Source organism: Nocardia sp. CA-145437 (assembly GCF_050956485.1).
Lineage (GTDB): Bacteria > Actinomycetota > Actinomycetes > Mycobacteriales > Mycobacteriaceae > Nocardia.
Genome location: NZ_CP191204.1, coordinates 6,174,429 through 6,197,656, shown reverse-complemented (window position 1 = coordinate 6,197,656; position 23,228 = coordinate 6,174,429). Strand labels below are relative to the sequence as shown.

Annotated in this window: 20 protein-coding genes and 1 pseudogene; 10 read left to right on the top strand and 11 right to left on the bottom strand. The window is 69.4% G+C overall.

The window, feature by feature from the left end:
- Positions 1–155 precede the first annotated feature (155 nt).
- Positions 156–737 (top strand): DUF4245 domain-containing protein, encoded by a 582-nt coding sequence (locus ACQPYY_RS28820; protein WP_433591702.1) that lies wholly within the window; start codon positions 156–158, stop codon positions 735–737.
- Between the two features lie 49 nt (positions 738–786).
- Here the strand turns inward: ACQPYY_RS28820 and ACQPYY_RS28815 are convergent, their stop codons facing one another.
- From ACQPYY_RS28815 to ACQPYY_RS28805, 3 genes are all read right to left on the bottom strand, one after another.
- Positions 787–1,011: an exodeoxyribonuclease VII small subunit gene (locus ACQPYY_RS28815; protein ID WP_357280090.1), complete on the bottom strand. Its 225-nt coding sequence runs from the start codon at positions 1,009–1,011 to the stop codon at positions 787–789.
- Positions 1,011–2,237, bottom strand: coding sequence for an exodeoxyribonuclease VII large subunit (xseA, locus tag ACQPYY_RS28810; RefSeq protein WP_433594759.1), 1,227 nt, complete (start codon positions 2,235–2,237; stop codon positions 1,011–1,013). Before xseA ends, ACQPYY_RS28815 begins: the two co-directional genes overlap by 1 nt.
- Positions 2,238–2,449: 212 nt before the next feature.
- Positions 2,450–3,169: a lipid droplet-associated protein gene (locus ACQPYY_RS28805; RefSeq protein ID WP_433591701.1), complete on the bottom strand. Its 720-nt coding sequence runs from the start codon at positions 3,167–3,169 to the stop codon at positions 2,450–2,452.
- 114 nt (positions 3,170–3,283) lie between these two features.
- Between ACQPYY_RS28805 and ACQPYY_RS28800 the strand changes: the two genes are divergently transcribed.
- The gene (locus ACQPYY_RS28800; protein ID WP_433591700.1) at positions 3,284–4,300 is read left to right on the top strand and encodes a 4-hydroxy-3-methylbut-2-enyl diphosphate reductase; all 1,017 of its coding nucleotides are present in this window, start codon (positions 3,284–3,286) and stop codon (positions 4,298–4,300) included.
- Between the two features lie 150 nt (positions 4,301–4,450).
- On the opposite strand, the gene ACQPYY_RS28795 is transcribed toward ACQPYY_RS28800, so the two are convergent.
- The gene (locus ACQPYY_RS28795) at positions 4,451–5,596 is read right to left on the bottom strand and encodes a DUF6542 domain-containing protein (protein WP_433591699.1); all 1,146 of its coding nucleotides are present in this window, start codon (positions 5,594–5,596) and stop codon (positions 4,451–4,453) included.
- Between the two features lie 117 nt (positions 5,597–5,713).
- Positions 5,714–6,874 (bottom strand): DNA recombination protein RmuC, encoded by a 1,161-nt coding sequence (locus tag ACQPYY_RS28790; protein ID WP_433591698.1) that lies wholly within the window; start codon positions 6,872–6,874, stop codon positions 5,714–5,716.
- A 278-nt stretch (positions 6,875–7,152) separates the two neighbouring features.
- Between ACQPYY_RS28790 and ACQPYY_RS28785 the strand changes: the two are divergent.
- Together ACQPYY_RS28785 and ACQPYY_RS28780 are read left to right on the top strand one after the other, a co-directional pair.
- Positions 7,153–8,313, top strand: a pseudogene (locus ACQPYY_RS28785) (exonuclease SbcCD subunit D); the annotation flags it as partial.
- A 427-nt stretch (positions 8,314–8,740) separates the two neighbouring features.
- Positions 8,741–12,097, top strand: coding sequence for an AAA family ATPase (locus tag ACQPYY_RS28780; protein ID WP_433591697.1), 3,357 nt, complete (start codon positions 8,741–8,743; stop codon positions 12,095–12,097).
- Positions 12,098–12,191: 94 nt separating this feature from the next.
- Here the strand turns inward: ACQPYY_RS28780 and ACQPYY_RS28775 are convergent, their stop codons facing one another.
- From ACQPYY_RS28775 to ACQPYY_RS28755, 5 genes are all read right to left on the bottom strand, one after another.
- Positions 12,192–12,464, bottom strand: a complete 273-nt coding sequence (locus ACQPYY_RS28775) for a DUF2277 domain-containing protein (protein ID WP_379093464.1) — start codon at positions 12,462–12,464, stop codon at positions 12,192–12,194.
- 69 nt (positions 12,465–12,533) lie between these two features.
- Positions 12,534–13,052 carry a methylated-DNA--[protein]-cysteine S-methyltransferase gene (locus ACQPYY_RS28770; protein WP_433591696.1) on the bottom strand — a complete coding sequence of 173 codons (519 nt, stop codon included), beginning with the start codon at positions 13,050–13,052 and terminating at the stop codon, positions 12,534–12,536.
- 35 nt (positions 13,053–13,087) lie between these two features.
- Entirely contained in the window at positions 13,088–14,734 is a 1,647-nt protein-coding gene (locus ACQPYY_RS28765; RefSeq protein ID WP_433591695.1) for a DNA-3-methyladenine glycosylase 2 family protein, read from the bottom strand.
- A gap of 68 nt (positions 14,735–14,802) precedes the next feature.
- Complete coding sequence (locus tag ACQPYY_RS28760; protein ID WP_433591694.1) at positions 14,803–15,042, bottom strand: YbdD/YjiX family protein; 240 nt, start codon at positions 15,040–15,042, stop codon at positions 14,803–14,805.
- A gap of 7 nt (positions 15,043–15,049) precedes the next feature.
- On the bottom strand, positions 15,050–17,365 hold the full coding sequence (locus ACQPYY_RS28755; protein WP_433591693.1) for a carbon starvation CstA family protein: 2,316 nt from the start codon (positions 17,363–17,365) through the stop codon (positions 15,050–15,052).
- 358 nt (positions 17,366–17,723) lie between these two features.
- Here ACQPYY_RS28755 and ACQPYY_RS28750 point away from each other — a divergent pair, with 358 nt between their 5' ends.
- The 5 genes from ACQPYY_RS28750 (at position 17,724) to ACQPYY_RS28730 (ending at position 21,525) form a co-directional block, all read left to right on the top strand.
- Positions 17,724–19,079 carry an ABC transporter substrate-binding protein gene (locus ACQPYY_RS28750; protein ID WP_433591692.1) on the top strand — a complete coding sequence of 452 codons (1,356 nt, stop codon included), beginning with the start codon at positions 17,724–17,726 and terminating at the stop codon, positions 19,077–19,079.
- Positions 19,076–19,972 carry a carbohydrate ABC transporter permease gene (locus ACQPYY_RS28745; protein WP_433591691.1) on the top strand — a complete coding sequence of 299 codons (897 nt, stop codon included), beginning with the start codon at positions 19,076–19,078 and terminating at the stop codon, positions 19,970–19,972. The genes ACQPYY_RS28750 and ACQPYY_RS28745 overlap by 4 nt, the downstream gene beginning before the upstream one ends.
- Positions 19,969–20,793, top strand: coding sequence for a carbohydrate ABC transporter permease (locus tag ACQPYY_RS28740; protein ID WP_379093485.1), 825 nt, complete (start codon positions 19,969–19,971; stop codon positions 20,791–20,793). Before ACQPYY_RS28745 ends, ACQPYY_RS28740 begins: the two co-directional genes overlap by 4 nt.
- 100 nt (positions 20,794–20,893) lie before the next feature.
- Entirely contained in the window at positions 20,894–21,112 is a 219-nt protein-coding gene (locus ACQPYY_RS28735) for a type II toxin-antitoxin system VapB family antitoxin (RefSeq protein ID WP_357280055.1), read from the top strand.
- Positions 21,109–21,525: a PIN domain nuclease gene (locus ACQPYY_RS28730; RefSeq protein WP_379093488.1), complete on the top strand. Its 417-nt coding sequence runs from the start codon at positions 21,109–21,111 to the stop codon at positions 21,523–21,525. The genes ACQPYY_RS28735 and ACQPYY_RS28730 overlap by 4 nt, the downstream gene beginning before the upstream one ends.
- 137 nt (positions 21,526–21,662) lie before the next feature.
- On the opposite strand, the gene ACQPYY_RS28725 is transcribed toward ACQPYY_RS28730, so the two are convergent.
- Positions 21,663–22,322 (bottom strand): DUF6304 family protein, encoded by a 660-nt coding sequence (locus tag ACQPYY_RS28725; protein WP_433594758.1) that lies wholly within the window; start codon positions 22,320–22,322, stop codon positions 21,663–21,665.
- A gap of 95 nt (positions 22,323–22,417) precedes the next feature.
- On the opposite strand from ACQPYY_RS28725, the gene ACQPYY_RS28720 reads away from it, so the two are divergent.
- A complete protein-coding gene (locus tag ACQPYY_RS28720) occupies positions 22,418–23,173 on the top strand; it encodes an ATP-grasp domain-containing protein (protein ID WP_433591690.1) in 756 nt (251 codons plus the stop codon).
- The last annotated feature ends 55 nt before the right edge of the window (positions 23,174–23,228 follow it).

Below are 23,228 nucleotides of genomic sequence, written 5' to 3'. Positions count from 1 at the left end.
TTGGGCTCCACGCAAGTACTGACGTTTCACTTTCGCGCTGGTCGTGGACGTTTACGGGAAACGCCCGACCCGAACGGGTTCGTCGACGGCACCGCGGGGATTCGTTGACGGCAGTGTGAGCCGGGTCGCATCCGAGTGCCGTGGATACTGTGTGCGTGTCGTACCAAAAGCCGCGCAGCCAGAACGACTACCGGGACCTCATCTGGTCCCTGCTCCCGCTGGTGCTGATCTGCCTGGTCATCGCGGGCATCGCGAGCCAGTGCTCCTTCACCACGAAGGGGCCGACACAGGGCCAGATTCCGGCCTTCGATGTGAAGACCGCCCTCACCGACGACGCGCGGCACCTGTCGTTCCCGATCCGGCTGCCCGTCCTCCCCGACAGCGGCCCGGACAAGTGGACCCCCAACTCCGGCAGCCACGACACCATCACCGGCACCGGCGGCGGCGAACTCAGCACGGTCGGGTTCATCAGCCCCGAGGGCACCTACATGCAGCTGACGCAGTCCAACGCCGGTGTGGACGCGCTCGCCAAGAAGTACGCGCCCGTGAAGGTCGCCACCGGCAGCGAGCAGCGCGGCGACCACAAGTGGAGCGTGTTCGCCGAACCAGGCTCCGAGCCCGCCTGGATCTCCGACTTCGGCGACGTCCGGATCCTGATCAAGGGCGCGGGCAACGGGGCGGCCTTCAACACGCTGTCGACCGCCATCGGCCAGGCCCAGCCGCTGCCGCGCAGCTGATCCCGGCGGCGCCGGGCCCGCTGTCCGGGCCCGTCCGGCGCAGCGCCGTCTACTCCGCCGAAGTGCGGTGCGCCAGGGCGTCTTCCACGCGCTTGCGCGCACCGGCGAGATGCTGTTCACAGCGGGTGGCCAGCGCCTCGCCGCGCTCCCACAGCGCCAGCGACTCGTCCAGATCCATGCCGCCCTGCTCCAGCATCTTGACCACGTTCACGAGCTCGTCGCGAGCGCGCTCGTAGCCGAGCCCGGCGATCTCGGTGCGTTCGTCGTCGGTCATCAGGAGTCCTTCCGGGTCGGGCGGGGAGCCAGGGATTGGGAGCCGAGGGCCGCGGCGGAGATCGCGCCGTCGGCCACCCGGATACGGAGCTGAGTGCCGGGCGGCGAATCCTCGATGGCCCGGACCACCTCGCGGTCCTTGCCGTTCACCCGCTGCACCACGGCGTAACCGCGGGCCAGCGTGGCGGCCGGACCGACGGCCGCGAGTTTCTCGCGCAGGTGCCGGGTGGTGGTGGACTCGCCCGAGAGCCGATGATCCACCGCGCGCTGGGCGGCGGTGCGCAAACGCTCCACCTCGTCGTGACGCTGGTCGAGCAGGCGCAGCGGGTCGGCCAGCACCGGGCGCGAACGCAATTGGGTCAGGGCGCGCGCCTCCCGGTCCACCCAGCCGCGCAGGGCCGCGTTGGCGCGCGACCGAAGCTCCTGCAGCAACGCGGTTTCCGCGGCCGCGTCGGGGACGATCCGCTTGGCCGCGTCGGTGGGGGTGGCGGCGCGCAGGTCCGCCACATAATCCGAGATCGGATTGTCCGGTTCGTGGCCGATGGCGCTGACGATCGGGGTCTTCGCGGAAACGATGGCGCGGCACAGGGTCTCGTCGGAGAACGGCAGCAGATCCTCCACGCTGCCGCCGCCGCGCGCCAGCACGATCACATCCACGTCGGGATTCGCGTCCAGCGCCGTGATGGCCTCCAGGATCTGCGGCACCGCGGTCGGGCCCTGCACGGCGGTATTGCGGATCTCGAAGCGCACGGCGGGCCAGCGCTGCGTCGCCACCGTCACCACATCGTGCTCGGCGGCGCTGGCGCGGCCGGTGATCAGGCCGATCCGATTGGGCAGGAACGGGATCGGACGCTTGAGCCGCGGATCGAACAGGCCCTCCGCCGCCAGCAACGACTTCAACCGCTCGATGCGGGCCAGCAGCTCGCCGATGCCCACCGGGCGAATCTCGGTGACCCGCAACGACACCGTGCCGCGACCGGTGAAGAACGACAACTTGCCGTACACGACGACCCGGCTGCCCTCCTGCAACGGCACCGCGGAACCGCGCAGCAGCTCCGGATCGCAGGTCACCGACAGCGACATGTCCGCGGCCGTGTCCCGTAGCACCAGAAACGCGGTGCGGGTGCCCGGGCGCAGATTCATCTGGGTGATCTGGCCCTCCACCCACACCGCGCCCAGCCGGTCGATCCACTGCGCCACCTTGACGGCGATGGTCCGCACCGGCATCGGGTTCTCGGCGGACGAACTCGGCGGCTTCGCGGCGCCCGGCGTCGTTTCGGTGCTCACGCCGACGATTCTGTCAGTGCCCACCGACGCGACAGCGCAGTGCCCACCGACGCGACAGCGCAGTGCCCACCGACGCGACAGCGCAGCGCCTACCGACGCGACAGCGCCGACCGTCCGGGTCGTGTCCCGGACGGTCGGCGCCGATCGAGTGATTACTGCGCGGAGACCGTCGCGATGCGGTTGGTCAGCATGGTGACGAAGGGGGCGCGGTCGCGCGTCTGCTTCTCGTAGTCGAGGAGGGTTGCCAGATCCTCCACGGACAGCTGACGCAGTCGCGCGCGCAGCTGGGCGATGGTCATGTCCGCGTACGCGAGGCGGGCCGCCACTTCGGGCTCGGTGACGGAGGTCTCGGGCGCGGCGTCGACCTCCGGCTCGGCCGGGGCGGGCTCGGCCGGGGCGGGCTCGGCGTCGGCCACGAGTTCCAGCTTGGCCGCGGCGCTGCCGTTGTGGCCGTTGGTGGCGGCCTTGGAAGCCATTGCGGGCGCGACGGTCTCGGTGGCCTCCGGTTCGGCAGCCTCCTGCGCGGCCGATTCGGCGGGCACCGGAGCGGGTTCGGGCTCGGTGAAGAGGTCGAAACGGCTCCGGTAAGCCGATTCGGCGCCGAAGCCAGGAGTTTGCTCGTCGTCATCGTCCTCGTCGAAGGTGGCCCAGGCGGGCTGCTCCTCGGACTGGGTGAGCAATCGGTCGAAGACGGCGTCGCCTTTGAGGGCGAGGCTGGTCACGAACTGCTGGAGGTGCATGGTGGTCTGCAGCATCTGGCTGATCGCGGTGATCGGGAAGTTGATCGCGGTCGCCGGTAGCCGACGAGTTTCCTCGAGGGCGTAGACGGCGGCCCCGGCGGCGACCCGGGCCAGGAACGGAGGTCGGAACATGCCCCTAGCCTGCCCGAAACGCCGTGTGATGCAAAGGTGACAGCACACGAAAAGTGATTGTGATGCCAACCTCCGCGCGAATGCGCACCGGGCCGCACACGTATTCTGTGGGGCATGTCCTCGGGTATCCCTTTGAACGTCGGAATCGTCCGGTCCGCGGCGGGTGATGCCGGCGCGCCGCTGAGTCCTTCGCACAAGCGCGTACTGCTCGCCGAACCCCGCGGTTATTGCGCCGGTGTGGACCGGGCGGTCGAAACTGTGGAGAAGGCGCTCGAAAAGCACGGCGCCCCCCTCTATGTCCGCAAAGAAATCGTGCACAACCGGCATGTGGTGGAAACACTGCGGGAACGCGGTGTGATCTTCGTCGACGACACCGAGGAGGTGCCGGAGGGCGCGCTGGTGGTGTTCTCCGCGCACGGCGTCTCCCCGGCCGTGCACGAATCCGCCGCCGCCCGCAAGCTGCACACCATCGACGCCACCTGCCCGCTGGTCACCAAGGTGCACCAGGAGGCCAAGCGCTTCGCCCGCGACGACTTCGACATCCTGCTCATCGGCCACGAGGGCCACGAGGAGGTCGAGGGCACCGCCGGTGAGGCGCCCGAGCACGTGCAGCTGGTGGACGGCCCGGACGCCGTCGACGCCGTCACCGTGCGCGACGAGAACAAGGTGATCTGGCTCTCCCAGACCACGCTGTCGGTCGACGAGACCATGGAGACGGTCAACCGGTTGCGGCAGAAGTTCCCCAAGCTGCAGGATCCGCCCAGCGACGACATCTGCTACGCCACCTCCAACCGTCAGACCGCGGTGAAGGCGATGGCCCCCGAATGCGATCTGGTGATCGTGGTCGGCTCGCGCAACTCGTCCAATTCGGTGCGGCTGGTGGAGGTCGCGCTCAGCGCGGGCGCCCGCGCCGCGCACCTGGTGGACTACGCCCGCGAGGTGGACACCGCCTGGCTGGAGGGCATCGGCACGGTCGGCGTCACCTCGGGCGCCTCGGTTCCGGAGATCCTGGTCGAGGGCGTGCTGGAACTGCTGGCCGAGCACGGTTTCGGTGAGGTGCTGCCGGTCACCACCGCCAACGAGACGCTGGTCTTCTCGCTGCCGCGCGAACTGCGCGCCGCGCGCGGGTAATCCCGCGGCCGGGTTTATCCGGCTACGAAAACACATTCGCGCCTGCCACATTCGTTGTGGCGGGCGCGAATTGCTATCCAAATGATCTTATTTCGTCCCGAATTTCGTGATTGCCGGAAATCTACGGCGATCGCCGCTCGGGTGTCGCGGTCAGCGTTCGATGCGGCCGGAATCGCGTTCGCGATAGCGCACATTCGGACGCGGATGCGGGGGCACCTCGCCCGGCTGCGGGCGGCGACGGCGGCCGCCCTCGGCCGCGGGGGCCGGATTGGCGCCGGGGCCCGCGGCCTGTTCGGGACTCTGGGCGCGCCGGCGGCGGCCGTCGCCCGCGGCGGGCTCCGGCGCGGGCTGCGCGGCCCGGCGTTCCCCGGTGCGGGTGCGGTCGGCCGGGGCGGCGCGACGCTCGCCGCCGCGGGGCGGCTCGGCGGGGACCGCGCGGCGTTCCCCGGTGCGCGGCGGCTGCTGCTCGCCGTACTGGCCGCGGCGGCGGCCTTCGGCGGGGGCGGCGGACTGGTCCGGGCGCGCCGGGCGGCGGCGGCCCTCGGTGGCGGGCGGGGTGCGATCGGCGGCGGCCGGATCGGCCTCGCGGGAGCGGCGGCGGGTCTCACCGGACTGCCGGTTCGCCCCCACCCGCGGCGGTCCGGCGGCGACCCGGCCGGTGGCGCGGCGGGACGAAGGGGCGGACTCGGTTTCGGTGGGTTCGGTCACGCCCGCGCCCGTGGTGTCGTCGCCGGGCCGGAAGCGGCGTCTGGCGGGGTCCTTGGCGTCGGCGGGCCGGGTGCGTTGGGCGCGGGCGCCGCCGGGCCGGGTGGCGCGGCCCCGGAGCGTGCGGGCCTCGCCGTCGACGCCGTCCTTGCCCTCCTTGCGGTGCATGGCGATCCGGACCCCGCCGACGATCAGCACCAGCGTGGTGGCCAGCGCCATCGTGGGGAACCGGTTCACCAGCGGGATGGCCAGATTCAGCAGGATCTCGCGCAGCTTGAAGCTTCGGGCGGAGCCCAGCAGGAGCTGGTACGACACCGGCACCGCGATGAACAGCAGTAGCGGCGGCAGCACCAGCGCGGTGAACAGTCCACGGAAGCGGACCGCGAGCACAGCGAGCAGACAGCCGATCACGTACAGGCTGGCGAACGTGCCGGTGAGCTCGTCGCCGCCCATCGAATCGATCAGGAACCCGACGAACGTGCACGTCACGGCGATCAGGACCGCGATCGGGGCCGAGACGCCGGGAACCGACGGCAGGATCGAACGGTGCGGCGGGGGCACCTCGGTTCGCTCGCGTTGGGTAACTGCCACGTCAAGCACACTAAGGCATGTCGGTGTTTCACGAGGCAGGCGACATCGGGCAGGTATTCCGAATCGTGTGAACCAGGAGTTAGCTACGGCGTGTGCGCCCTGGGACCGAGCGGTTGCTCAGGCCTCACCCGCCTCGTCGCGGAACCGATATTCGTCTCCGGCGAAGCCGACCGCGCGGGGCCAGCTGTCGATACCGCGGACCTCCGGCGGGGCGGCGTCCGCGACACCGAGATCGTGCATCTTGCGGGCCGTCACCAGCACGCGCGACTCCATCGACGCGACCGTGTGGTTGTAGGCGTCGACCGCCTTGCCCAGCTGGGATCCCAGCCGGTCCAGGTGGCGGCCGGTGGTGCCGAGCCGGGTGTAGAGCTCGCGGCCGAGCTGCTGGATCAGGGCCATGTCCGCCGACATCGCCTCCTGCCGCCAGCCCAGCGCCACCGTGCGTAGCAGGGCCATGAGTGTGGTGGGCGTCGCCAAGACCACATTGCGACCGAAGGCGTACTCGAGCAGTCCGGAATCGGCGGTGAGCGCCGCGTCCAGGAACGGATCACCGGGCACGAACAGCACCACGAAATCGGGGGAGGGGTCGAAGGCCGCCCAGTACTCCTTGGCCGCCAGCTGATCCACGTGATTGCGCAGGTGCCGCGCGTGCAGGGCCAGATGACCGGCGCGCTCGCGGGGGTCCTCGGTTCCCGCGGCGTCGAGGAACGCGGTGCACGGCACCTTGGCGTCCACCACGATCTGACGGCCGCCGGACAGTCGCACCACCAGGTCCGGCCGCACCACCGTGTCGCCGCGGCGGGTCACCTGGGTGTCGAAATCGCAGTGCCGGGCCATCCCGGCCAGCTCCACCACCCGCTCCAGCTGGATCTCGCCCCAGCGGCCGCGCACCTGGGGCGCACGCAGGGCGGCCACCAATTGACCGGTCTGGGTGGACAACTGGTGTGACATCCGCTGCATGCCCGCGACCTGTTCGCGCAGGCCCGAATACGCGTTGATGCGGTTGTGCTCGACCTCCCGGATATGCCGGTCCAGGCTGCCGACCGCGTCGCGCAGCGGTTCCACCAGCGCGCCGATCGCATGCGACTGCCGCCGCGCCGCGTCCTCACTGGCCGCCCCGAGCGATTGCCGCAACAACTGCTCGTTGTCCCGCATGGCCGCCAGTCTCGCCTCGGCCATCGCACCCCGCTGCCCCGCCCGCGCGGCATGCCCCAGCCAGCCCAGGGCCAGCCCCGAAACGAACACCAACAGCAGCGCGAACAGCATCGGTGCGGTCATGGCCTGTGATAGTGCCGTACGGGACCGACAATCCGGTGAAGCTCGCCCGCCTCCCCGTGTCTTCGGCGGACGGCGGAGAGCCGTCGAGTGTGCCGGATCCGTGCCGACGGTGGGGCGCCGAGCCGACTCCGGGCGTACCCGGCGAGTTACCCGGACCGTCGCGAAATCAGTTGTCTCCTCGGCAGACGCTGAATCGCCGGGGCATACATCGGCGTGTTTCAGTCGACTCGCCAGGGTGTAGCCCAACCTGTCGGAGCGATCGCCTAGCGTTCTCCGGCATGCGGATCCTGCACACCTCCGACTGGCATATCGGGCGCACCTTTCATGGCGTCGATCTGCTGACGGATCAGGAGTGCTCGCTGGCGGCCATCGCGGAATTGGTGCGGGTCGAGGGGGTGGACGTGGTCGTGCTGCCGGGGGACGTGTACGACCGTTCCATTCCCAGCGCGGATGCGATCGCGGTGTGCAATCGGGGATTCGAGGCAATTCGGGCAGCGGGGGCGGCGATTATCGCGACCTCCGGAAATCATGACTCGCCGACTCGGCTGGGTGCGCTCGGGAGTTTCGCGGCGGCGGGCGGATTGCATTTGCGCTGCCGGATCGCGGATGTGGCGCGGCCGGTCGTGCTTTCCGACGAGTTCGGTGACATTGCCTTTTACGGCATTCCGTACTTGGAGCCGGAGATCACCCGGGCGGAATTGGGTGTACCGCAGGCGCGTTCACACGCCGAGATTCTGGACGCGGCCATGGGGCGGGTGCGCGCGGATCTGGCGGGGCGGGCCGGGGCGCGCGCGGTGGTGCTGGCGCACGCGTTCGTGGTGGGCGGTGAGGCGACGGGCTCGGAGCGTTCCATCTCCGTGGGCGGGGTGGAGACGGTGTCGTTGTCGGCGTTCGACGGCATCGACTACACCGCCCTGGGTCATCTGCACTCGCCGCAGACGCTGTCGGAGTCGGTCCGGTATTCGGGATCGCCGCTGCCGTATTCGTTCGGCGAGCGCTCGCACCGCAAGGCCGTGTGGATCGTGGATCTCGACGCCTCCGGGCTCGCGGAGGTGCGGCGCCACGACCTCCCGGTGGTGCGTGGCCTGTCCCAGCTCACCGGACCGCTGGAATCCCTCTTGGAATCGCCGGAGCACGCCGACGCCGAAGCCCACTATGTATCGGCGACCCTCACCGACACCGCGCGCCCCGTGGACGCCCTGCGCCGGCTGCGCGACCGCTTCCCGCACGCCGTCCATGTGGAATGGCAACGCCCGGACGGCAACCCGGAACTCCGCTACCGCGAACGCGTCCACGGCCGCCGCGACACCGAGATCGCCCAGAGCTTCCTCTCCGACGTCCGGGGCGTCCCGACCGCGGGCGAGATGACCTGGCTCGAACGCGCCCTCTCCGCCGCCACCCGCGAAAAGGACGGCCTCCGCCGGGTTTCCGCGCCGGATGAGCGCCTGGCGTCGCCAGCCGTGGCAGCTCCACCGGCGGTGACTGCCCCCGCGGAGACGGCGTCGGTAGCGGCCGAGGCCGTCGTTGCGGAGACGCCTGCGGTGCCGACCGAGCTGGGTGCCACCCGAAGCGCCTCCGTGTCGGCGGAGCCGGATGTCGCCGAGCCGGGGGCGGCCGAAGCGGAGCGGGTGGTCAGCGCGGCCGGGTTCGACGGGTCGGTGCGTGGGGCGGACGCGGCGGAGGCCGATGCCGCGCTCGGGCTGTTCGATGTGGAGGAGTTCGGTCTCGGGACGGGCGAGTCCGGCGAGGCCGCGGACGGGATGACCGCGTGAGCCCTGTGGCACGGGGTATTTCGGCGTGTCCCGCCGCTGCGGGCGCGCGATCGGTTGTCGAATGGGTCGAAGCGTTGCGGGAAGGGGTCACGGCATGCGGCTGCATCGGCTGGAGCTGACGGCGTTCGGGCCGTTCGCCGAGACGGCCGTGGTGGATTTCGACGAGCTGGGCGCGGACGGGCTGTTCCTGCTGCACGGGCAGACCGGGGCCGGGAAGACCACGGTGCTCGATGCCATCGCCTTCGCGCTGTACGGGAAGGTGCCCGGCGCGCGCGAGGAGGGCAAGCGCCTGCACTCCGATCACGCCGACGAGCAGACCCCGCCCCGGGTGCTGCTCGAGGCCACGGTCGGCGGCCGGACCCTGCGCCTGATCCGATCCCCGGAATTCCAGCGGCCCAGCAAACGCGCCAAATCCGGCTGGGTGAAGGAGAACTCGGTCGCCACCCTGGAATGGCTCGACGGCCGCGGCCAGAACCTGTCCCGCATCCCCGATATCGGTGACGAGGTGCTGCGCCTGCTCGGCATGAGCGCCGACCAGTTCTTCCAGGTCGTTCTGCTGCCCCAGGGCGATTTCGCGCGCTTCCTGCGCGCCGACAACGAGGAACGCGAGAAGCTCCTCGAAAAGCTCTTCGACACCGAACGTTTCGGCACCGCCGAACAGTGGCTCATCGATAGGCGCCGCGCGAGCACCGCCGAACTCGACACCCGCAAGCACGGCATCGATGCCCTGATCGCCCGCGTCGGAACCGCCGCCGGTCTACCCGCCACCGACTCCGCCGCCATCCTCGAATCGGTCGCCTGGTCGCAGTCCCTGCTGGCCGCCGCCCACGCCACGCTGACCGCCACCTCCGCGGACCTCCAACAGCGCCAACAGGATTCGTCGAATGTTCGCGCCGCCGCCGAGGCCGAGCGCCGCCGCCACGACCTGTTCCGTCGCCGCGCCACGGCCCGGACCCAGCTCGCCGACTTCACCGCGACCGCCACCCACCGTGCGGCCCGCCAGTCCGAGCTCGACCGAGCCCGCCGTGCCGAACCGGTCGCCGCCGCCCTCGCCGAGGCCCGCGCCGCCGCCGTCGCCCTGCGCCGCCGCGCCGACGACGCCACCCGCGCCGCCGAGCAACTGGCCGACCGCCTCCTCGACCCCGCGACCGCCGAACTCCCCGGAACCACGTGGGCCGCGGCCGACCTGGCCGCCGCCGAGCTCGCGGGCACCGACCTCGCCGCCGACCTGGCCGACCTCCCCGCGCCCGGAATCCAGCCGGGAACGGACGCCGGTCGGCCTGTCGAACACGATGCGCCCGGTCGTGACGGCGAAGCCTCCTGGGGCAGCGGCAACGTGGTGGACCCGGCACGGCCGTCGGCGGCCGATACACCAGGTCAGGTCGCCGGTGACGAGCCTCCGCACCTTCGCGCGAACCACCGTGGCACGCAGATCGATACGGGTTCGCGCGGCGCCGGTGGACTGAACGACCTGCCCCGGGCCGGTTCCGGTGGCGGGCTCGAGGCGGCGGTGCAGCGGTGGAGTGCGCAGGTGGGTGCGCTGGATGAGGTGCGGGCCGATGCCGAGTCGGCGAATCAGCTGACTCGGGAATTGTCGGGGCTGCGCACCGAGCAGAAGGACCTGGCGGGTCGGGCGGCGACGTTGATCGCGCGGCTGAGCGAGTTGCCGGAAGCTGTTGCGGGGGTGGAGGTCCGGTTACGTGGGGCCGCGGATGCGGCGGCCGCGCTGGCCGGGCTGGAGGCCGAGTGTCTGCGGTTGCGGACGTCGGCGGCGGCCGCGGTCGAGCTGGAGCGGAAGCGGGGTGAGCTGGCGTGGGCGGCGACCGGGTTCGAGCAGGCGAGGACCGCGCACGCGGAGGCGTGGAAGCGGACACAGGCGCTGCGGGAGCAGCGAATGGCCGGGATGGCCGCGGAATTGGCGGAGGCGCTGGTCGAGGGGGAGCCGTGTGCGGTGTGCGGGTCCGACGCGCACCCGAATCCGGCGCGGCCCGCGGAACACGCGGTGTCCAAGGCGGACGAGGACGCGGCGCTGGCCACCGAACGGGCCGCGGAGGCCGCCCGGGAGCGAGCGGGTCAGCTGGTCGCGGAGCTGGAGCGGGCCGTCGAAGTGCTGGTCGAGCGGGGCGGCGACGTCGACAAGGCGGAACTGGCTGCGGCGCTGGATGATTCGACGCGTCAGTTCACCGCGGCCGAGCGGGCGGCGGGGCTGGTGGACGGGCTCACCGCCGAACTGAACACGCTGCGGGCGGATCAGACCCGGCTCCAGAACGAGGCGCGCGAGTGCGAGAGCCGTATGAGTGCGACGACCGAGCGGATCGTGGCCACCGATCGTCGGCTGGCCGAACTCACCGAGCGGCTGCGCGCCGCCGCCGGGGCCGACGGCACGGTCGAGCGGCGGCGCGCACGGCTGGCCGCCCTGGTCGAGGAGGCCGGTGTGGTCCGCGCGGCCCGCGTCGACGCCGTCACCGCCCGCGAGCAGGTGGCCGCGGCCGCCGTGCGGGTCGAAAAGCTGTCGTACGAAGCGGGTTTGGTGGAATCCGCGCCCCCGGTGATGGGGGAGTCCGGCCCGGATTACACCGTGCTGGGCGAGTACGCCCGCGCGGTCGACGCCGCCTCGCGCACGTCCGCGCAGCAGTCGGAGATCGAAGACGAACTCGTGGCCGCCGACCGCGCTCGCGCCCACGCCGAGGCCGTCCTCGCCGAACCGGAGATCCGCGCCGCCGGGGACACGGAACCGGGTGATCCGGCTGAACTGGAAAACGCTGTGGCCCAGTCGGAATCGGAGCTGAACCGGGCGGTCGCGGCCCACGCCGAAGCCGAGCGGCGGGTCAGGCAACTCGCGGACCTCTGCGCGCGATTGCAGTCCGACGTCGAACACATCGCCCCGCTGCAACGCGCTCATGACGAACTGGCCCGCCTGTCCGAGGTGGTCGCGGGCCGCGGCGAGAACAACCGCCGCATGTCCCTGCGCTCCTACGTCCTGGCCGCCCGCCTGGAGGAAGTGGCCCTGGCCGGATCGGTCCGCCTGCGCCGAATGTCCGGCGGCCGCTACGAATTCGTCCATACCGACGCCGCGGGCCCCCGCGGCCGTCGCGGTGGCCTGGGTCTCGATATCCGCGACGACTACACCGGCGCGGTCCGCCCCGCCAAAACCCTCTCCGGCGGCGAGACCTTCATGGCTTCCCTGGCCCTGGCCCTGGGATTGGCCGACGTCGTCTCCGCCGAATCGGGTGGTCTGGTCATGGACACCCTCTTCATCGACGAGGGTTTCGGCAGCCTCGACGCCGACACCCTCGACTCTGTCATGGGCGTCCTCGACGAACTCCGCTCCGGCGGCCGTGTGGTCGGCGTGGTCAGCCACGTCGACGAAATGCGCCAGCGCATCCCCAGCCGCCTCCACGTCATCCGCGGCCGCACCGGCTCCCGGCTGGAAACCTCGGTCGGCGTCTGACCGCCTGCCCGCGCGGCCTTCTCGACGTCGGACGTCGATCATGCCGCCGGCCTGATGTCCCTGACGTGTTCGATCCCAGGCCTCGCGGTGTCGGTCAGCTGCGGGCGAAGCGGACTTCGGCGCGGGCGCGCGCCTTGGCGGCTTCGACCTCGCGGTCCTTGGGCGGGGCGTTGGTGGTCAAGCCCTCGAGGAGGCGGATGGTGGCGGCGGTGATCTCCTCGACGGCGAGGTCGAAGGCTGCCTGATTGGTTTGGGAGGGTTTATTGGTTCCGCTGATCTTGCGGACGTATTGCAGGGCGGCCGCGTGCACCTCGTCCGGGGTGGCCGGCGGCTCGAAGTTGTGCAGGGTGTGGATGTTGCGGCACATGGTTGCGAGCGTACGCCGGGGCACCGACACCCCCGGTCGGAGCGATGTCGCAGGTCGGGAGGGTGCGGGTCAGGCGACTTCGTGGTCGAGCAGCCAGCGTTTGACGGGCAGCCCGTAGCGGAAGCCGCCGAGGCCGCCGTCGGTGCGGATGACGCGGTGGCACGGGACGAACAGGGCCGCGGCGTTGCGGGCGCAGGCGTTGGCGGCGGCGCGGGTGGCGGCGGGGCGGCCGGAGATGACCGCGAAGTCGGTGTAGGTGACCGGCTCGCCCGCGGGAACCTTGCGCAGGATCTCCCAGGCGTGGGTGAGGAACGGCCCGGAGACCTGCCGGACGGGAATGGCGTCGATGGCGGTCAGATCACCGGCGTGATAGTCGGCGATGGCCCGCGAGACCGGCCCGAGCGAGTCGCGGGCCCGCAGTTCGGCGGGCCGGATGCTGGGGTGGATGAGCACGCGCAGCTCCTCCGCGGAGGCGGTCCAGCCGGAGGCCAGGACCACCCCGTCGGCGTCCACCACGGCCGTGAACGGCCCGGCCGCGGTGGTCGTGGTGGCGTAATCCGCTGGTGCGTGGGTGTTTTCGGAGCTCATGAGGGGTGTCCTCCGGGTGGGAGTCGGCGGCGTGCTCATTGGGCGGCGCGTCGGCCGAGTGGTTCGATTTTCGCGGAGGCCCGTGGCTCGGGATTGGCCAGGGCGTGCTTCCACAGGTGCATGGTCAGGTAGGACCGCCACGGCGACCAGCGGGCCGTCGCGGTGAGGTCCACGCCGAGCAGCGCGGCCCCACGCCGCACCACCAGGTCGGACGGCAGCAGCACGTCAGGGTCGGCGAGCAGGCGCATCGTCACGTAGTCGGCGGTCCACGGCCCGACGCCGTCGAGGGCCAGCAGGTCGCGGCGCAGTTCGGCGGCGGTGCGGCCGGAGTGCAGCACCAGGTCTCCGGACGCGAGGGCCTTGGCCGCGCCGACGATGGCGTCGATCCGCCGTCCGGGGCCGGTGAGCACCTCGGAGCCGTGTTCGGCGATGGCCTCGGCGGTGGGGAACAGGTGCGGGATGGGCCCGTCGATGGGCTCGCCCAGGTGCTGCACCAGTCGCGCGGTGTGGGTATTGGCGGCCGCCACCGAGATCTGCTGCCCGATCATGGTGCGCAGCAACAGCTCCGGACCGTCCAGGCAGCCCGGCACCCGGATGCCGGCGGGCAACGCGATGTCGTTCGCCCGAACACCGCCGTTCGACCGCGGCACGCCACCGTTCGCCGGCGGCACGGCACTGCTCGCGCCCGCGGCGCCGTTCGAGCGCTGCGCGGTCGGATCCGCCTCCGGAACCTCGCCGGGTAGGCCCACACGTAACGGCATCCCCGCCATACCCGCCGTCAACGCCTCGTCGATACCGATCGGATCGGCGTCGAGGTCGAGGAAGTGCCGGATGCGCGCCACGGTCGGCGCGAGGTCCCGCATGTCCTGCAACGACAGCGCCGCCCGCACGTGCCCGGGCTGAATCGACAGCCGAATGGTGGTGTGACCGTGGGGCGTTCGCAGGCTGCGCGTGTACACCCCGTTCTCGTACAGCTCCAGCCCGGGCGCCGCGTGCGCGGCGAGGAACCATTCCAGCCACGACCGGTCCAGCGGTTCGCGGTAGGGCAGGCGCAGGGTGAGCAGCCCGTTGGTGGCGGGCAGGGTGTCGCCGTTGCGGCGCCGGGATTCCTCGCGCAGCGCGGTGGGGCTGACCGCGAAGACCTCGCGCACGGTGTCGTTGAACTGCCGGATGCTGGCGAATCCGGCCGCGAACGCGATGTCGGACATGGGCAGCCGGGTGGTCTGGATGAGCAGTCGCGCGGTGTGGGCGCGGTGGGCGCGCGCCAAAGCCAGTGGGCCCGCGCCGAGTTCGCCGGTGAGTACCCGGGTGAGCTGGCGTTGCGAGTAGCCCAGGGCGTTGGCGAGGGCGGGCACGCCGCCGCGTTCGATGACGCCGTCGCCGATCAGCCGCATGGCCCGGGAGGCCAGGTCGGCGCGGGTGTTCCACAGCGGCGACCCGGGGGCGGCGTCGGGCAGGCAGCGTCGGCAGGCCCGGAATCCGCCCTGTTGGGCGGCGGCCGCGGTCGGCAGGAAGGTGACGTTGGCCCGTTTGGGGGTGATGGCCGGACAGGAAGGGCGGCAATAGATTCCGGTGGTGCGTACCGCGGTCACGAAGTGTCCGTCGAACCGGGAGTCCCGGGTGGCCACGGCGCGGTAGCAACGCTCGAAGTCCAAGTCGTTCGCACTCACGCATACCACCATGTCAGCCCCAGCCCGCCCGCGCTAGCGGAAATCGGCCATGAGCGTCGGCGTAAAACCGTCACCCGGGCTCAACAGCAGCGGTTCGCCGGATTTTTGTCCGCGGCCGCGTGCCGGTCGCGCCAGTAGTCCCGTTCACTGGGAATCTCGCAGCCGGGGTGGTGCAGGCGCTGATGCTGCGCGTAGCGGGCGTAGTCGTTGCCGCCGAGGATCGAGTTGAACCACCAGGCAACGGCTTTCACGGCCCGGACGAGGGCGAGCCCCGTCCGCCGCAGCGGACCTGCGGTGGACGGGGCGTCGGGGGTGGTCATCGGCGCGTCAATGCCTCGCGCCGGGTGCGACGACCTTGCCCTCGGCGATCAGGGCGTCCCATTCCTGCTGGACCTCCCGCTCCGCCTTGGTGGCGATGAACCCCTTGGGGCCGAACAGCTTCGAGGGCACTTCCTCGGTCTCGGTGGTCGAACTGCCGCCCGCGCGGATGGCCTTCACGCAGACCCAGACGCCAACCAGGGCCACGATCAGCACCATCACCGCGAACACGATCGACAGCGTGCCCTGGATGAGGGTATTGCGGATGATCTTGTCCATATTGCTGATCTGCACGTTCAGCGCGTCGACATCCTTGATGCCCTTCGGCAGCTGACCGGTGTCACGGGCCGCGATGTAGGCGTTCTGTTTGTCGATGGTGTTGTAGTGCAGCGTCCAGTAGCCGATCTTCGGGTCACCGGAGAAGATCTTCTGGAACGAGGCCGTCATGGTGACGATCAGGTCCCAGACCAGCGGAACCGCCGGAATCCAGGCCCATTTCAGCAGGCCCTTCTTCACCACGATCACCAGCACCACCGTCAGCGCGATGGCCGCGAGCAGCTGGTTGGAGATGCCGAACAGCGGGTACAGCGTGTTGATGCCGCCCAGCGGGTCGGTGACGCCCATCAGCAGCACCGAACCCCACGCGGCCACCACGAGTCCGGAGCAGATGAACACGCCCGGCCACCACGACGGGTCGCGGAACTTCTTGGCGACGCCGCCCAGGTTGCCCAGCGAGTCCGAGAGCATGAACCGCGCGACACGGGTGCCCGCGTCGATGGTGGTGAGGATGAACAGCGCCTCGAACATGATGGCGAAGTGGTACCAGAACGCCTTGAGGCTGTCGCCGCCGATGAACTTGTGCATGATCTCGGTCATGCCGATGGCGAGGGTGGGCGCGCCACCGGTGCGGGAGTAGACGCGGGACTCGCCCGTGCCCGCCGCCACGTCGTTCAGGTACTGCGCGTCGATCGGGTTGCCGCTCAGTCCGAGCTTGTTGACGCTGTCGGCGGCCGCCTGCGCGGAGGTCATGTTGGGGGTGTTGATCGCGAAGTACAGGTGCTGGTCCAGGATCGACGCCGCGATGATGGCCATGACCGCGACGAACGACTCCATGAGCATGCCGCCGTAGCCGATCATCCGCGCCTGCGACTGCTTCTCCAGCAGTTTGGGCGTGGTGCCCGAGGACACCAGCGAATGGAAGCCCGACAGCGCGCCGCACGCGATGGTGATGAACAGGAACGGGAACAGGCTGCCCGCGAAGGACGGTCCGTTGGAGTTGCTCGCGAACTGGGAGACCGCGGGGGCCTTCAGCACCGGCATCGTGGCGAGCACGCCGAGGGCGAGCAGGCCGATGGTGCCGATCTTCATGAAGGTCGACAGGTAGTCGCGCGGGGCGAGCAGCATCCACACCGGCAGCACCGACGCGACGAAGCCGTAGATGATCAGCATCCAGGAGATGGTGGTGCCCGACAGCGTGAACAGGTCACGGCCCCAACCGGATCCGGCGACCCAGTTGCCGGAGATGATGGCCAGCATCAGCGCCGCGAAACCGATGATCGACACCTCGCCGACCTTGCCGGGGCGCAGGTAGCGCAGGTACAAGCCCATGAACAGGGCGATCGGGATGGTCATCGCGATGGAGAACACACCCCACGGGCTGCCGCCCTCGAGGACGTGGGTGGTCTTGTTCTCGGTTGCCGCAAGAGCATTCACGACGACGATGCCGAGCACGGCGAGCAGGATCATCATGATGACGAGCACGGCGACGATGGCCGCCACGCCGCCGACCACGCCGAGTTCGTCGCGCGCCATCTGGCCCAGCGAGCGGCCGCGGCGCTTCACCGACGCCCACAGGACCAGGTAGTCCTGCACCGCACCGGCGAGCACCACGCCGACGATGATCCAGATGGTGCCGGGTAGGTAGCCCATCTGGGCGGCGAGCACCGGGCCGACCAGCGGGCCCGCGCCGGCGATGGCGGCGAAGTGGTGGCCGAACAGGACCCGCCGGTCCATCGGCATGTAGTCCTTGCCGTTCTCCATCTCCTCGGCGGGAGTGGCGACATCGTCACGCGGCTTGGTGATCTTGTATTCGATGAGCCGGGCGTAGAACTGGTACGCGAGCACGTACGTGCACAAGGCGGCGATGACGATCCACACCGCGTTCACGTTCTCGCCTCGCACGAACGCGAGGATGGCCCAGGCGATCGCGCCGACGACGGCGATGGCGAGGAAGATGCCCTTCTTCGCCGGTGTCATGGGTGTCCGGTCCACGACGCCCACCGGTGGCAGGTCGGGATCCGTCCGGAGGTACTCGATGGTCGCCATGCGCCAACTCTCCCGTGCGGTACAACGGTCACTGATTCAAATGGTCACAACGTAGCCCAACCGACATGCGTCTGAACCGGCTTTGACCAGCCGTTCACCTGCATCTCGTACCGCCGGGTTCGGTTGGCCCGGGGGACGCTGTACCGGGGTCGGCGGGGGTGTTGCGATCCGGTGCGATGCCCGCGAGTTCGCGTGTTTTCGACGTGTCGCGGGTAGCTCCCCGTATGCTGCCATGCTGGTTCGAGATCCACGTCACGGTGGTGGCATTAGTTCGTTTAGTTCACGGATATATCCTTCCGGCCGCCCCGTCGCCCGAGTCATGACCCCGCCGCGATCGTCCGCGACCCGAGGAGACGCGATGCCGCAGCACCCCCGCCCGGCCGGTGTACGGGAGATCGGCGGTGCGCGCGACGGTTTCGACCGGCGGACCCTGCTGCGCTCGGCCGCGGCCGGTGCGCTGCTCGCCGCCGGCGGCTGCGCGGGCGGGGACGACGACGCGGTCACCTTCTTCTTCCAGGCGCGGCCCGAGGAGGCGCGGGCGCGGCTGCGGATCATCGACGAATTCCAGCGGCGGCGACCCGACATCCGGATCCGCACCATCATGTCCGGGCCGGATCCGTTGCAGCAGATGCTCACCTACTGCGCGGGCGGCAAATGCCCGGACGTGCTGATGGCGTGGGAGCTGTTGTACGCGGGGCTCGCGGATCGCGGGGTACTGGCCGACCTGCGTGAATTCCTGGATCGGGAACCGGATTACGCGGCGCGGCTGCGGGCGGACGGGTACGCCACGCTGCGTGACACGTTCGTGTGGGGCGGCGGGCAGTACGCGCTGCCCGAGCAATGGTCCGGGGTGTTCCTCTACTACAACCGGAAGCTGTTCGCCGAGGCCGGGATCCAGCCGCCGGTGCGCTGGTCCGCGGCGTGGAGCTTCGACGAGTTCCTGGCCGCCGCGCGGACCCTCACCCACCGGGACGCCGACGGGCGCACTCGCCAATGGGGTTTCGTGGACGCGTGGGTGCCGTACTTCTCGGCGGCCTGCTTCGGGATGAACAACGGCACCGAATGGTTCAGCCCGCCGGTGCGGCCGGACCACACGAATCTGGGGGACCCGCGGTTCGCGGCCGGGCTCCAGTTCTACGCCGACCTCGCGGTGCGGCATCGGGTCGCGCCCAGTGTCGGCGACCGGCAGTCCGTTTCGGCGCAGGACCTGTTCCGCAGCGGGAAGGCCGCCATGCTCCTGGGCGGGCACTGGCTGTACTCGGAGTTCGCCGACCGGGACGGGCTGGACTTCGACGTGACGGTGCTGCCGGTCGGGCCGCACGGGGGACCGGGGGCGATCACCGATATCGGCAGCACCGGGCTGGCCATCGCCGCGAGCAGTCCGCGCCGGGAACAGGCGTGGGAGTTCGTGAAATTCGCGACCGGGCCGGAAGGGCAGGCCATCATCGCCGAATCGGGGCTGTTCGTGCCAGTAATGCGGTCGGCCATGCGGTCGGCGGGATTCGCGGCGGCGCATCCGGGGGTGCGGAATCTGGAGGTCTTCACCGAGGGGCCGGAGAATTCTCGTCCACTGGCGGTGACGCCCTTGTGGGGCAAGGTGGAAGCGCTGCTCGAGCGGGGCTGCAATCGCGTGTTGCGGGGTGCGGCGTCGGCGGAATCGCTGGGTGGGCAGACGTCTTCGGATATCGACCAGGTGTTGCGGGCGGCGGTATGAGACGGGGATCGGAGCTGGATCGGCGGCGGGCGCGGGCCGGGACGTTGTTCGTGGCGCCGAATGTGGCCGCGATCCTCGTGTTCATGCTGTTCCCGCTGGGGTTCTCGCTGTATCTGAGTTTTCACTCGTGGGATCTGTTCAGTCCGCCGCGATTCGTGGGGGTGGCGAATTACCGGCGGTTGATCTCCGAGGATCCGCTGTTCTATATCGCGCTGCGGAATACGGCCGTGTTCACGGTGCTGACCCTGGTGCCGACGGTGGTGATCAGTCTTGCCGTGGCCGCGCTGCTGAACCGGAAGTTGCGGGCCATCGGGGTCTTCCGCACCCTCGCGTTCCTGCCGTTGGTGGCGTCGACCGTGGCGATGGCGGTGGTCTTCCGCTTCATCTTCGCCAGCGATGACGGTCTCGCCAATATCCTGCTGGGCTGGATCGGCGTGGGCCCGATCCCGTGGTTGACCGACCCGCACTGGGCCATGGTGTCCTTGAGCCTGGTCACGGTGTGGAAGTCGGTGCCCTTCGCGACGGTGATTCTGCTGGCCGCCATGCAGGGCGTCCCCGAAAACCTCTACGAGGCAGCGAAGATCGACGGTGCCCGTGGCTTCCGCCGGTTCGTCTCCATCACCCTTCCTCTGATCCGAGGCGCTCTGTCCTTCGTCCTCGTCATCACGGTCATCAACTCCGTCCAGGCCTTCGACCAGGCGTACGCCCTCACCGGCAGCAACGGCGGCCCCGAAACCGGTACCTATGTGCTGGGAATCATGCTGTTCCAGAACGCCTTCCGCTTCTACGAAGTCGGCTACGCGTCGGCCCTGGCCTGGGTGATCTTCGCGATCCTGCTGGCCTTCACCCTCATCCAGCAGTGGCTGTCCCGTCGCGCCGAGGTGGACCGATGAAACGCCGCCTGACCTCCGCCGTCCTCACCTACCTGGCCTTGATCGCCGTGGCCTGGTGCGCCCTCACCCCGATCCTCTGGTCCATCTCGGCCTCCCTGAAATCCGACGGTGAACTGACCGACGCCGCCCCGCTGCCGTCGCACCCCCAATGGTCCAACTACCGCGAAGCTTTCGCTTCCATCCCTCTCGGCCACATGCTCCTGAACACCGTCATCTACGCGGCCTGCGTGACCATCGGCCAAGTCTTCTTCTGCTCCCTGGCCGGCTATGCCTTCGCCCGCCTGGAGTTCCCCGGCCGCGAGGCCCTCTTCCTCGGCTACCTGGCCACCCTCATGGTCCCGCTGACCGTCACCGTCATCCCGCAATTCCTGCTGATGCGCGCTTTCGGCTGGATGGACACCCCCTGGTCCATGATCGTCCCCGGCCTCTTCGGCAGCGCCTTCGGCACCTACCTCATGCGCCAGTTCTTCCGAACCCTCCCAGTGGAATTGGAAGAAGCCGCCACCCTCGACGGCTGCACCCCCTGGCAAACCTATTGGCGAGTCCTCCTCCCACACACCAAACCCGCCGTCATGGTCCTCGCGGTCCTCACCTGGATCACCGTCTGGAACGACTTCCTCTGGCCCCTGATCATGATCCAACGCAACGACTACGCCACCGCCACCCTCGGCCTCGTCCGCCTCCAAGGCCAATACTCCACCAACTGGCCCCTCCTCATGGCAGCCGCCACCGTCATCCTCCTCCCCCTCCTCCTCGTCTACGCCCTCGCCCAACGCGCCTTCGTCCGAGGCATAGCCCTCTCCGGCCTCGGCGGCCGCTAGCCGATAACCCGCATGCTCTAACGCGCCATTGTTCCTGGTCACAGCTATTGGTAACCTTGGGTATCCGACTAGGAGTTCCTGGATATCTGGAGGTTGCGACATGGCCGGCTCGAAGACTCCCATCGAGATCGATGAAGAAGCTCTGGCGATCGCTGCCGAGGTGCTGGGCACGAAGACCAAGAAAGACACGGTCAACGCCGCGCTTCGCGAAGTGGGGCAGCGGCTGGTACGCGTCCGTGCGCTTGCCCGGCTGGGCGAGATGGCTGATCGCGGCGACTTCGATGAATTCCTCGACAACAAGGCGGCCTACCGCAAGTGACTCCAGCCCTCTATCTCATCGACACGTCGGGCCTTTTTCGGATCCTGCAGGACAAGCTTCGTCAGTCATGGATGGATCAGCTGACGGCAGGAGTCATCGCGACCTGCCCCGCCGTCGAACTCGAATTCCTTTATTCGGCAAGGTCATTGGCGGACAGGCTGGAGAAGCAGCGACTGCTGCGGGACCTGTTTGGATGGGTTGCGATGCCGGACCGGGTCTACGAACGCGCGGAAGCCGTTCAACAGCTGATGACCGAGCATAGAACGCATCGGTCGGCCGGGCCCGTCGACCTGCTCATCGCCGCCACCGCGGAACATCACCGGCTCACAATCCTCTGTGACGACCATGATTTCGCCACCATCGCGCGCATCACCGGCCAGCCGGTTGTCTTTGTCGCCGACCCTCCTCGCTAGCCGAACGATATTGGATAGACGGCACCGATGCCAGGAACCTGAGCATGGAGTAACTCAGTTGGTAGAGGTCATCCAGGCTGTGTAGACGTCGCGGGTTTGATCCCGCCTCCATGCCCGCCCCACAAGTCGTCCCAGCGCTATCCGCGGTAACCGGTGCCGGGGATGCGGACCCGGTACTGCGAACATAGATAGGTTTCGGGGACCGCCTCGGTCGCCGGGACATTCCAGATGTCAGGCTCGGCCCTGACCGCCAGATACTGCTCCTTGGCCTCGCGATAACAACGCATACCCATGATCGGGCCGTTCACCGGAGAGTAATCGGCATACAGGCAGGTGTAGCAGCACACCAGCGATGTGCCCTCCGGCAACGCCGTGATTAGTTTCAGTAGCCCGGTTTCAAAAGTGTGGCAATCGGTTTCGTACGCTGTGCCGTTCAGCGCCAAGCTGAGCCGCAGCGTGTCGCGCTGTGTATCCGGCGTGAGATCCAACGTGAACCGGACGACCTCCGCTTGCCGAACCCCCGAGACCGCGACAGTGCACGGCAACTCGCCGGTGAGCCTGCATCGTGTGAGTGCGTCGAACCGATCATCGAGCGACAGCACCTCCCGCGCCCGGGGGTCCGGCGGATCCGGCTCGATGCAATCCAAATCACCCCCGCTGAGCGGTATCCCCCGAACCACCGTCGAAATCTCGTACCCTCCCGCCCACCCCGCCACCGCATACGGTTCGATCCGCCACTTGATCGCCACCCGCCCCCGCCCATCCTCGTAACTGCCAGGAAACGACCACGCCCGCATTCGATCCTCCACGAAACCAATTGTCCTGCTGTAGGTCTGGTTGCCGCTCGCTTTCGAACACGAATCCAGGCGGTCCGGTAGGGCAGGATTGGCGGATGTTCGCCACCGCGTTCCTCCAGTACTCCGGCAAGGGGCCGATGCGGCACGAGGAGACGCTGCTGGAGCAAGGGTTGGCGCGGCGCGGGATTCCGGTGCGGTACTACACGATCAAGCGGATCCATCGTCGGCAGTTGGCGTTGGGCCCGGACGTGTTCATCGCGGGCTGCATGGACGCGATGCACGGAGCCATGCGCCAACTGGGAGTCCCGGTGCCCGAGCCCGACGACTATCCCGCCGCTCTGACCGAGTTTCTCCGGCGGAAGGTGTGGATCGCGACTTTGGGAGAAGTCGAGCGTGCCTTCGACGGCGGCTCCATCCCGGCCACCTTCATCAAGCCCGCCGACCGGCGCAAGAGCTTCACCGGCGCGGTCTGCTACTCGGAGCGAGATATCGCCACATTCGGCAACATCAGCCGCCGCCAACGGGTTTGGTGCTCCGAGCTGGTCAACTGGGTCGCCGAATACCGGGTCTACGTCACCGATCATCGAGTCGTCTCCGTCGACCGCTACGACGGCGACCCGACCACCCCCGTCGATGTGAACGTGGTAGAGGCAGCCATCGCCGCCTACCACCGTTCGGGGACGGCACCCAGCGCGTACGGCATCGATTTCGGCGTTTTGTCCAGTGGCGAAACCGCGCTGGTCGAAGCCAACGACGGTTACGCCCTGGGCGCGTACGACATCACCGCCGACCTCTACACGGACCTGGTCATGCGCCGATGGAGTGAGCTGCTCGCCTCGGTGGAGGCCTGAGGCCCAATTGCGACGTGCGCCAGCCCGGGCTGCTGGTTCCATAGGCCGAAATAGC

Coding starts and splice junctions, on each gene's coding strand:
- ACQPYY_RS28815 (WP_357280090.1), bottom strand. CDS start 1,011: ATGACCGACGACGAACGCACCGAGATCGCCGGGCTCGGCTACGAGCGC.
- xseA (WP_433594759.1), bottom strand. CDS start 2,237: ATGCCGGTGCGGACCATCGCCGTCAAGGTGGCGCAGTGGATCGACCGG.
- ACQPYY_RS28805 (WP_433591701.1), bottom strand. CDS start 3,169: ATGTTCCGACCTCCGTTCCTGGCCCGGGTCGCCGCCGGGGCCGCCGTC.
- ACQPYY_RS28800 (WP_433591700.1), top strand. CDS start 3,284: ATGTCCTCGGGTATCCCTTTGAACGTCGGAATCGTCCGGTCCGCGGCG.
- ACQPYY_RS28790 (WP_433591698.1), bottom strand. CDS start 6,874: ATGACCGCACCGATGCTGTTCGCGCTGCTGTTGGTGTTCGTTTCGGGG.
- ACQPYY_RS28780 (WP_433591697.1), top strand. CDS start 8,741: ATGCGGCTGCATCGGCTGGAGCTGACGGCGTTCGGGCCGTTCGCCGAG.
- ACQPYY_RS28775 (WP_379093464.1), bottom strand. CDS start 12,464: ATGTGCCGCAACATCCACACCCTGCACAACTTCGAGCCGCCGGCCACC.
- ACQPYY_RS28770 (WP_433591696.1), bottom strand. CDS start 13,052: ATGAGCTCCGAAAACACCCACGCACCAGCGGATTACGCCACCACGACC.
- ACQPYY_RS28765 (WP_433591695.1), bottom strand. CDS start 14,734: ATGGTGGTATGCGTGAGTGCGAACGACTTGGACTTCGAGCGTTGCTAC.
- ACQPYY_RS28760 (WP_433591694.1), bottom strand. CDS start 15,042: ATGACCACCCCCGACGCCCCGTCCACCGCAGGTCCGCTGCGGCGGACG.
- ACQPYY_RS28755 (WP_433591693.1), bottom strand. CDS start 17,365: ATGGCGACCATCGAGTACCTCCGGACGGATCCCGACCTGCCACCGGTG.
- ACQPYY_RS28750 (WP_433591692.1), top strand. CDS start 17,724: ATGCCGCAGCACCCCCGCCCGGCCGGTGTACGGGAGATCGGCGGTGCG.
- ACQPYY_RS28745 (WP_433591691.1), top strand. CDS start 19,076: ATGAGACGGGGATCGGAGCTGGATCGGCGGCGGGCGCGGGCCGGGACG.
- ACQPYY_RS28740 (WP_379093485.1), top strand. CDS start 19,969: ATGAAACGCCGCCTGACCTCCGCCGTCCTCACCTACCTGGCCTTGATC.
- ACQPYY_RS28735 (WP_357280055.1), top strand. CDS start 20,894: ATGGCCGGCTCGAAGACTCCCATCGAGATCGATGAAGAAGCTCTGGCG.
- ACQPYY_RS28725 (WP_433594758.1), bottom strand. CDS start 22,322: ATGCGGGCGTGGTCGTTTCCTGGCAGTTACGAGGATGGGCGGGGGCGG.
- ACQPYY_RS28720 (WP_433591690.1), top strand. CDS start 22,418: ATGTTCGCCACCGCGTTCCTCCAGTACTCCGGCAAGGGGCCGATGCGG.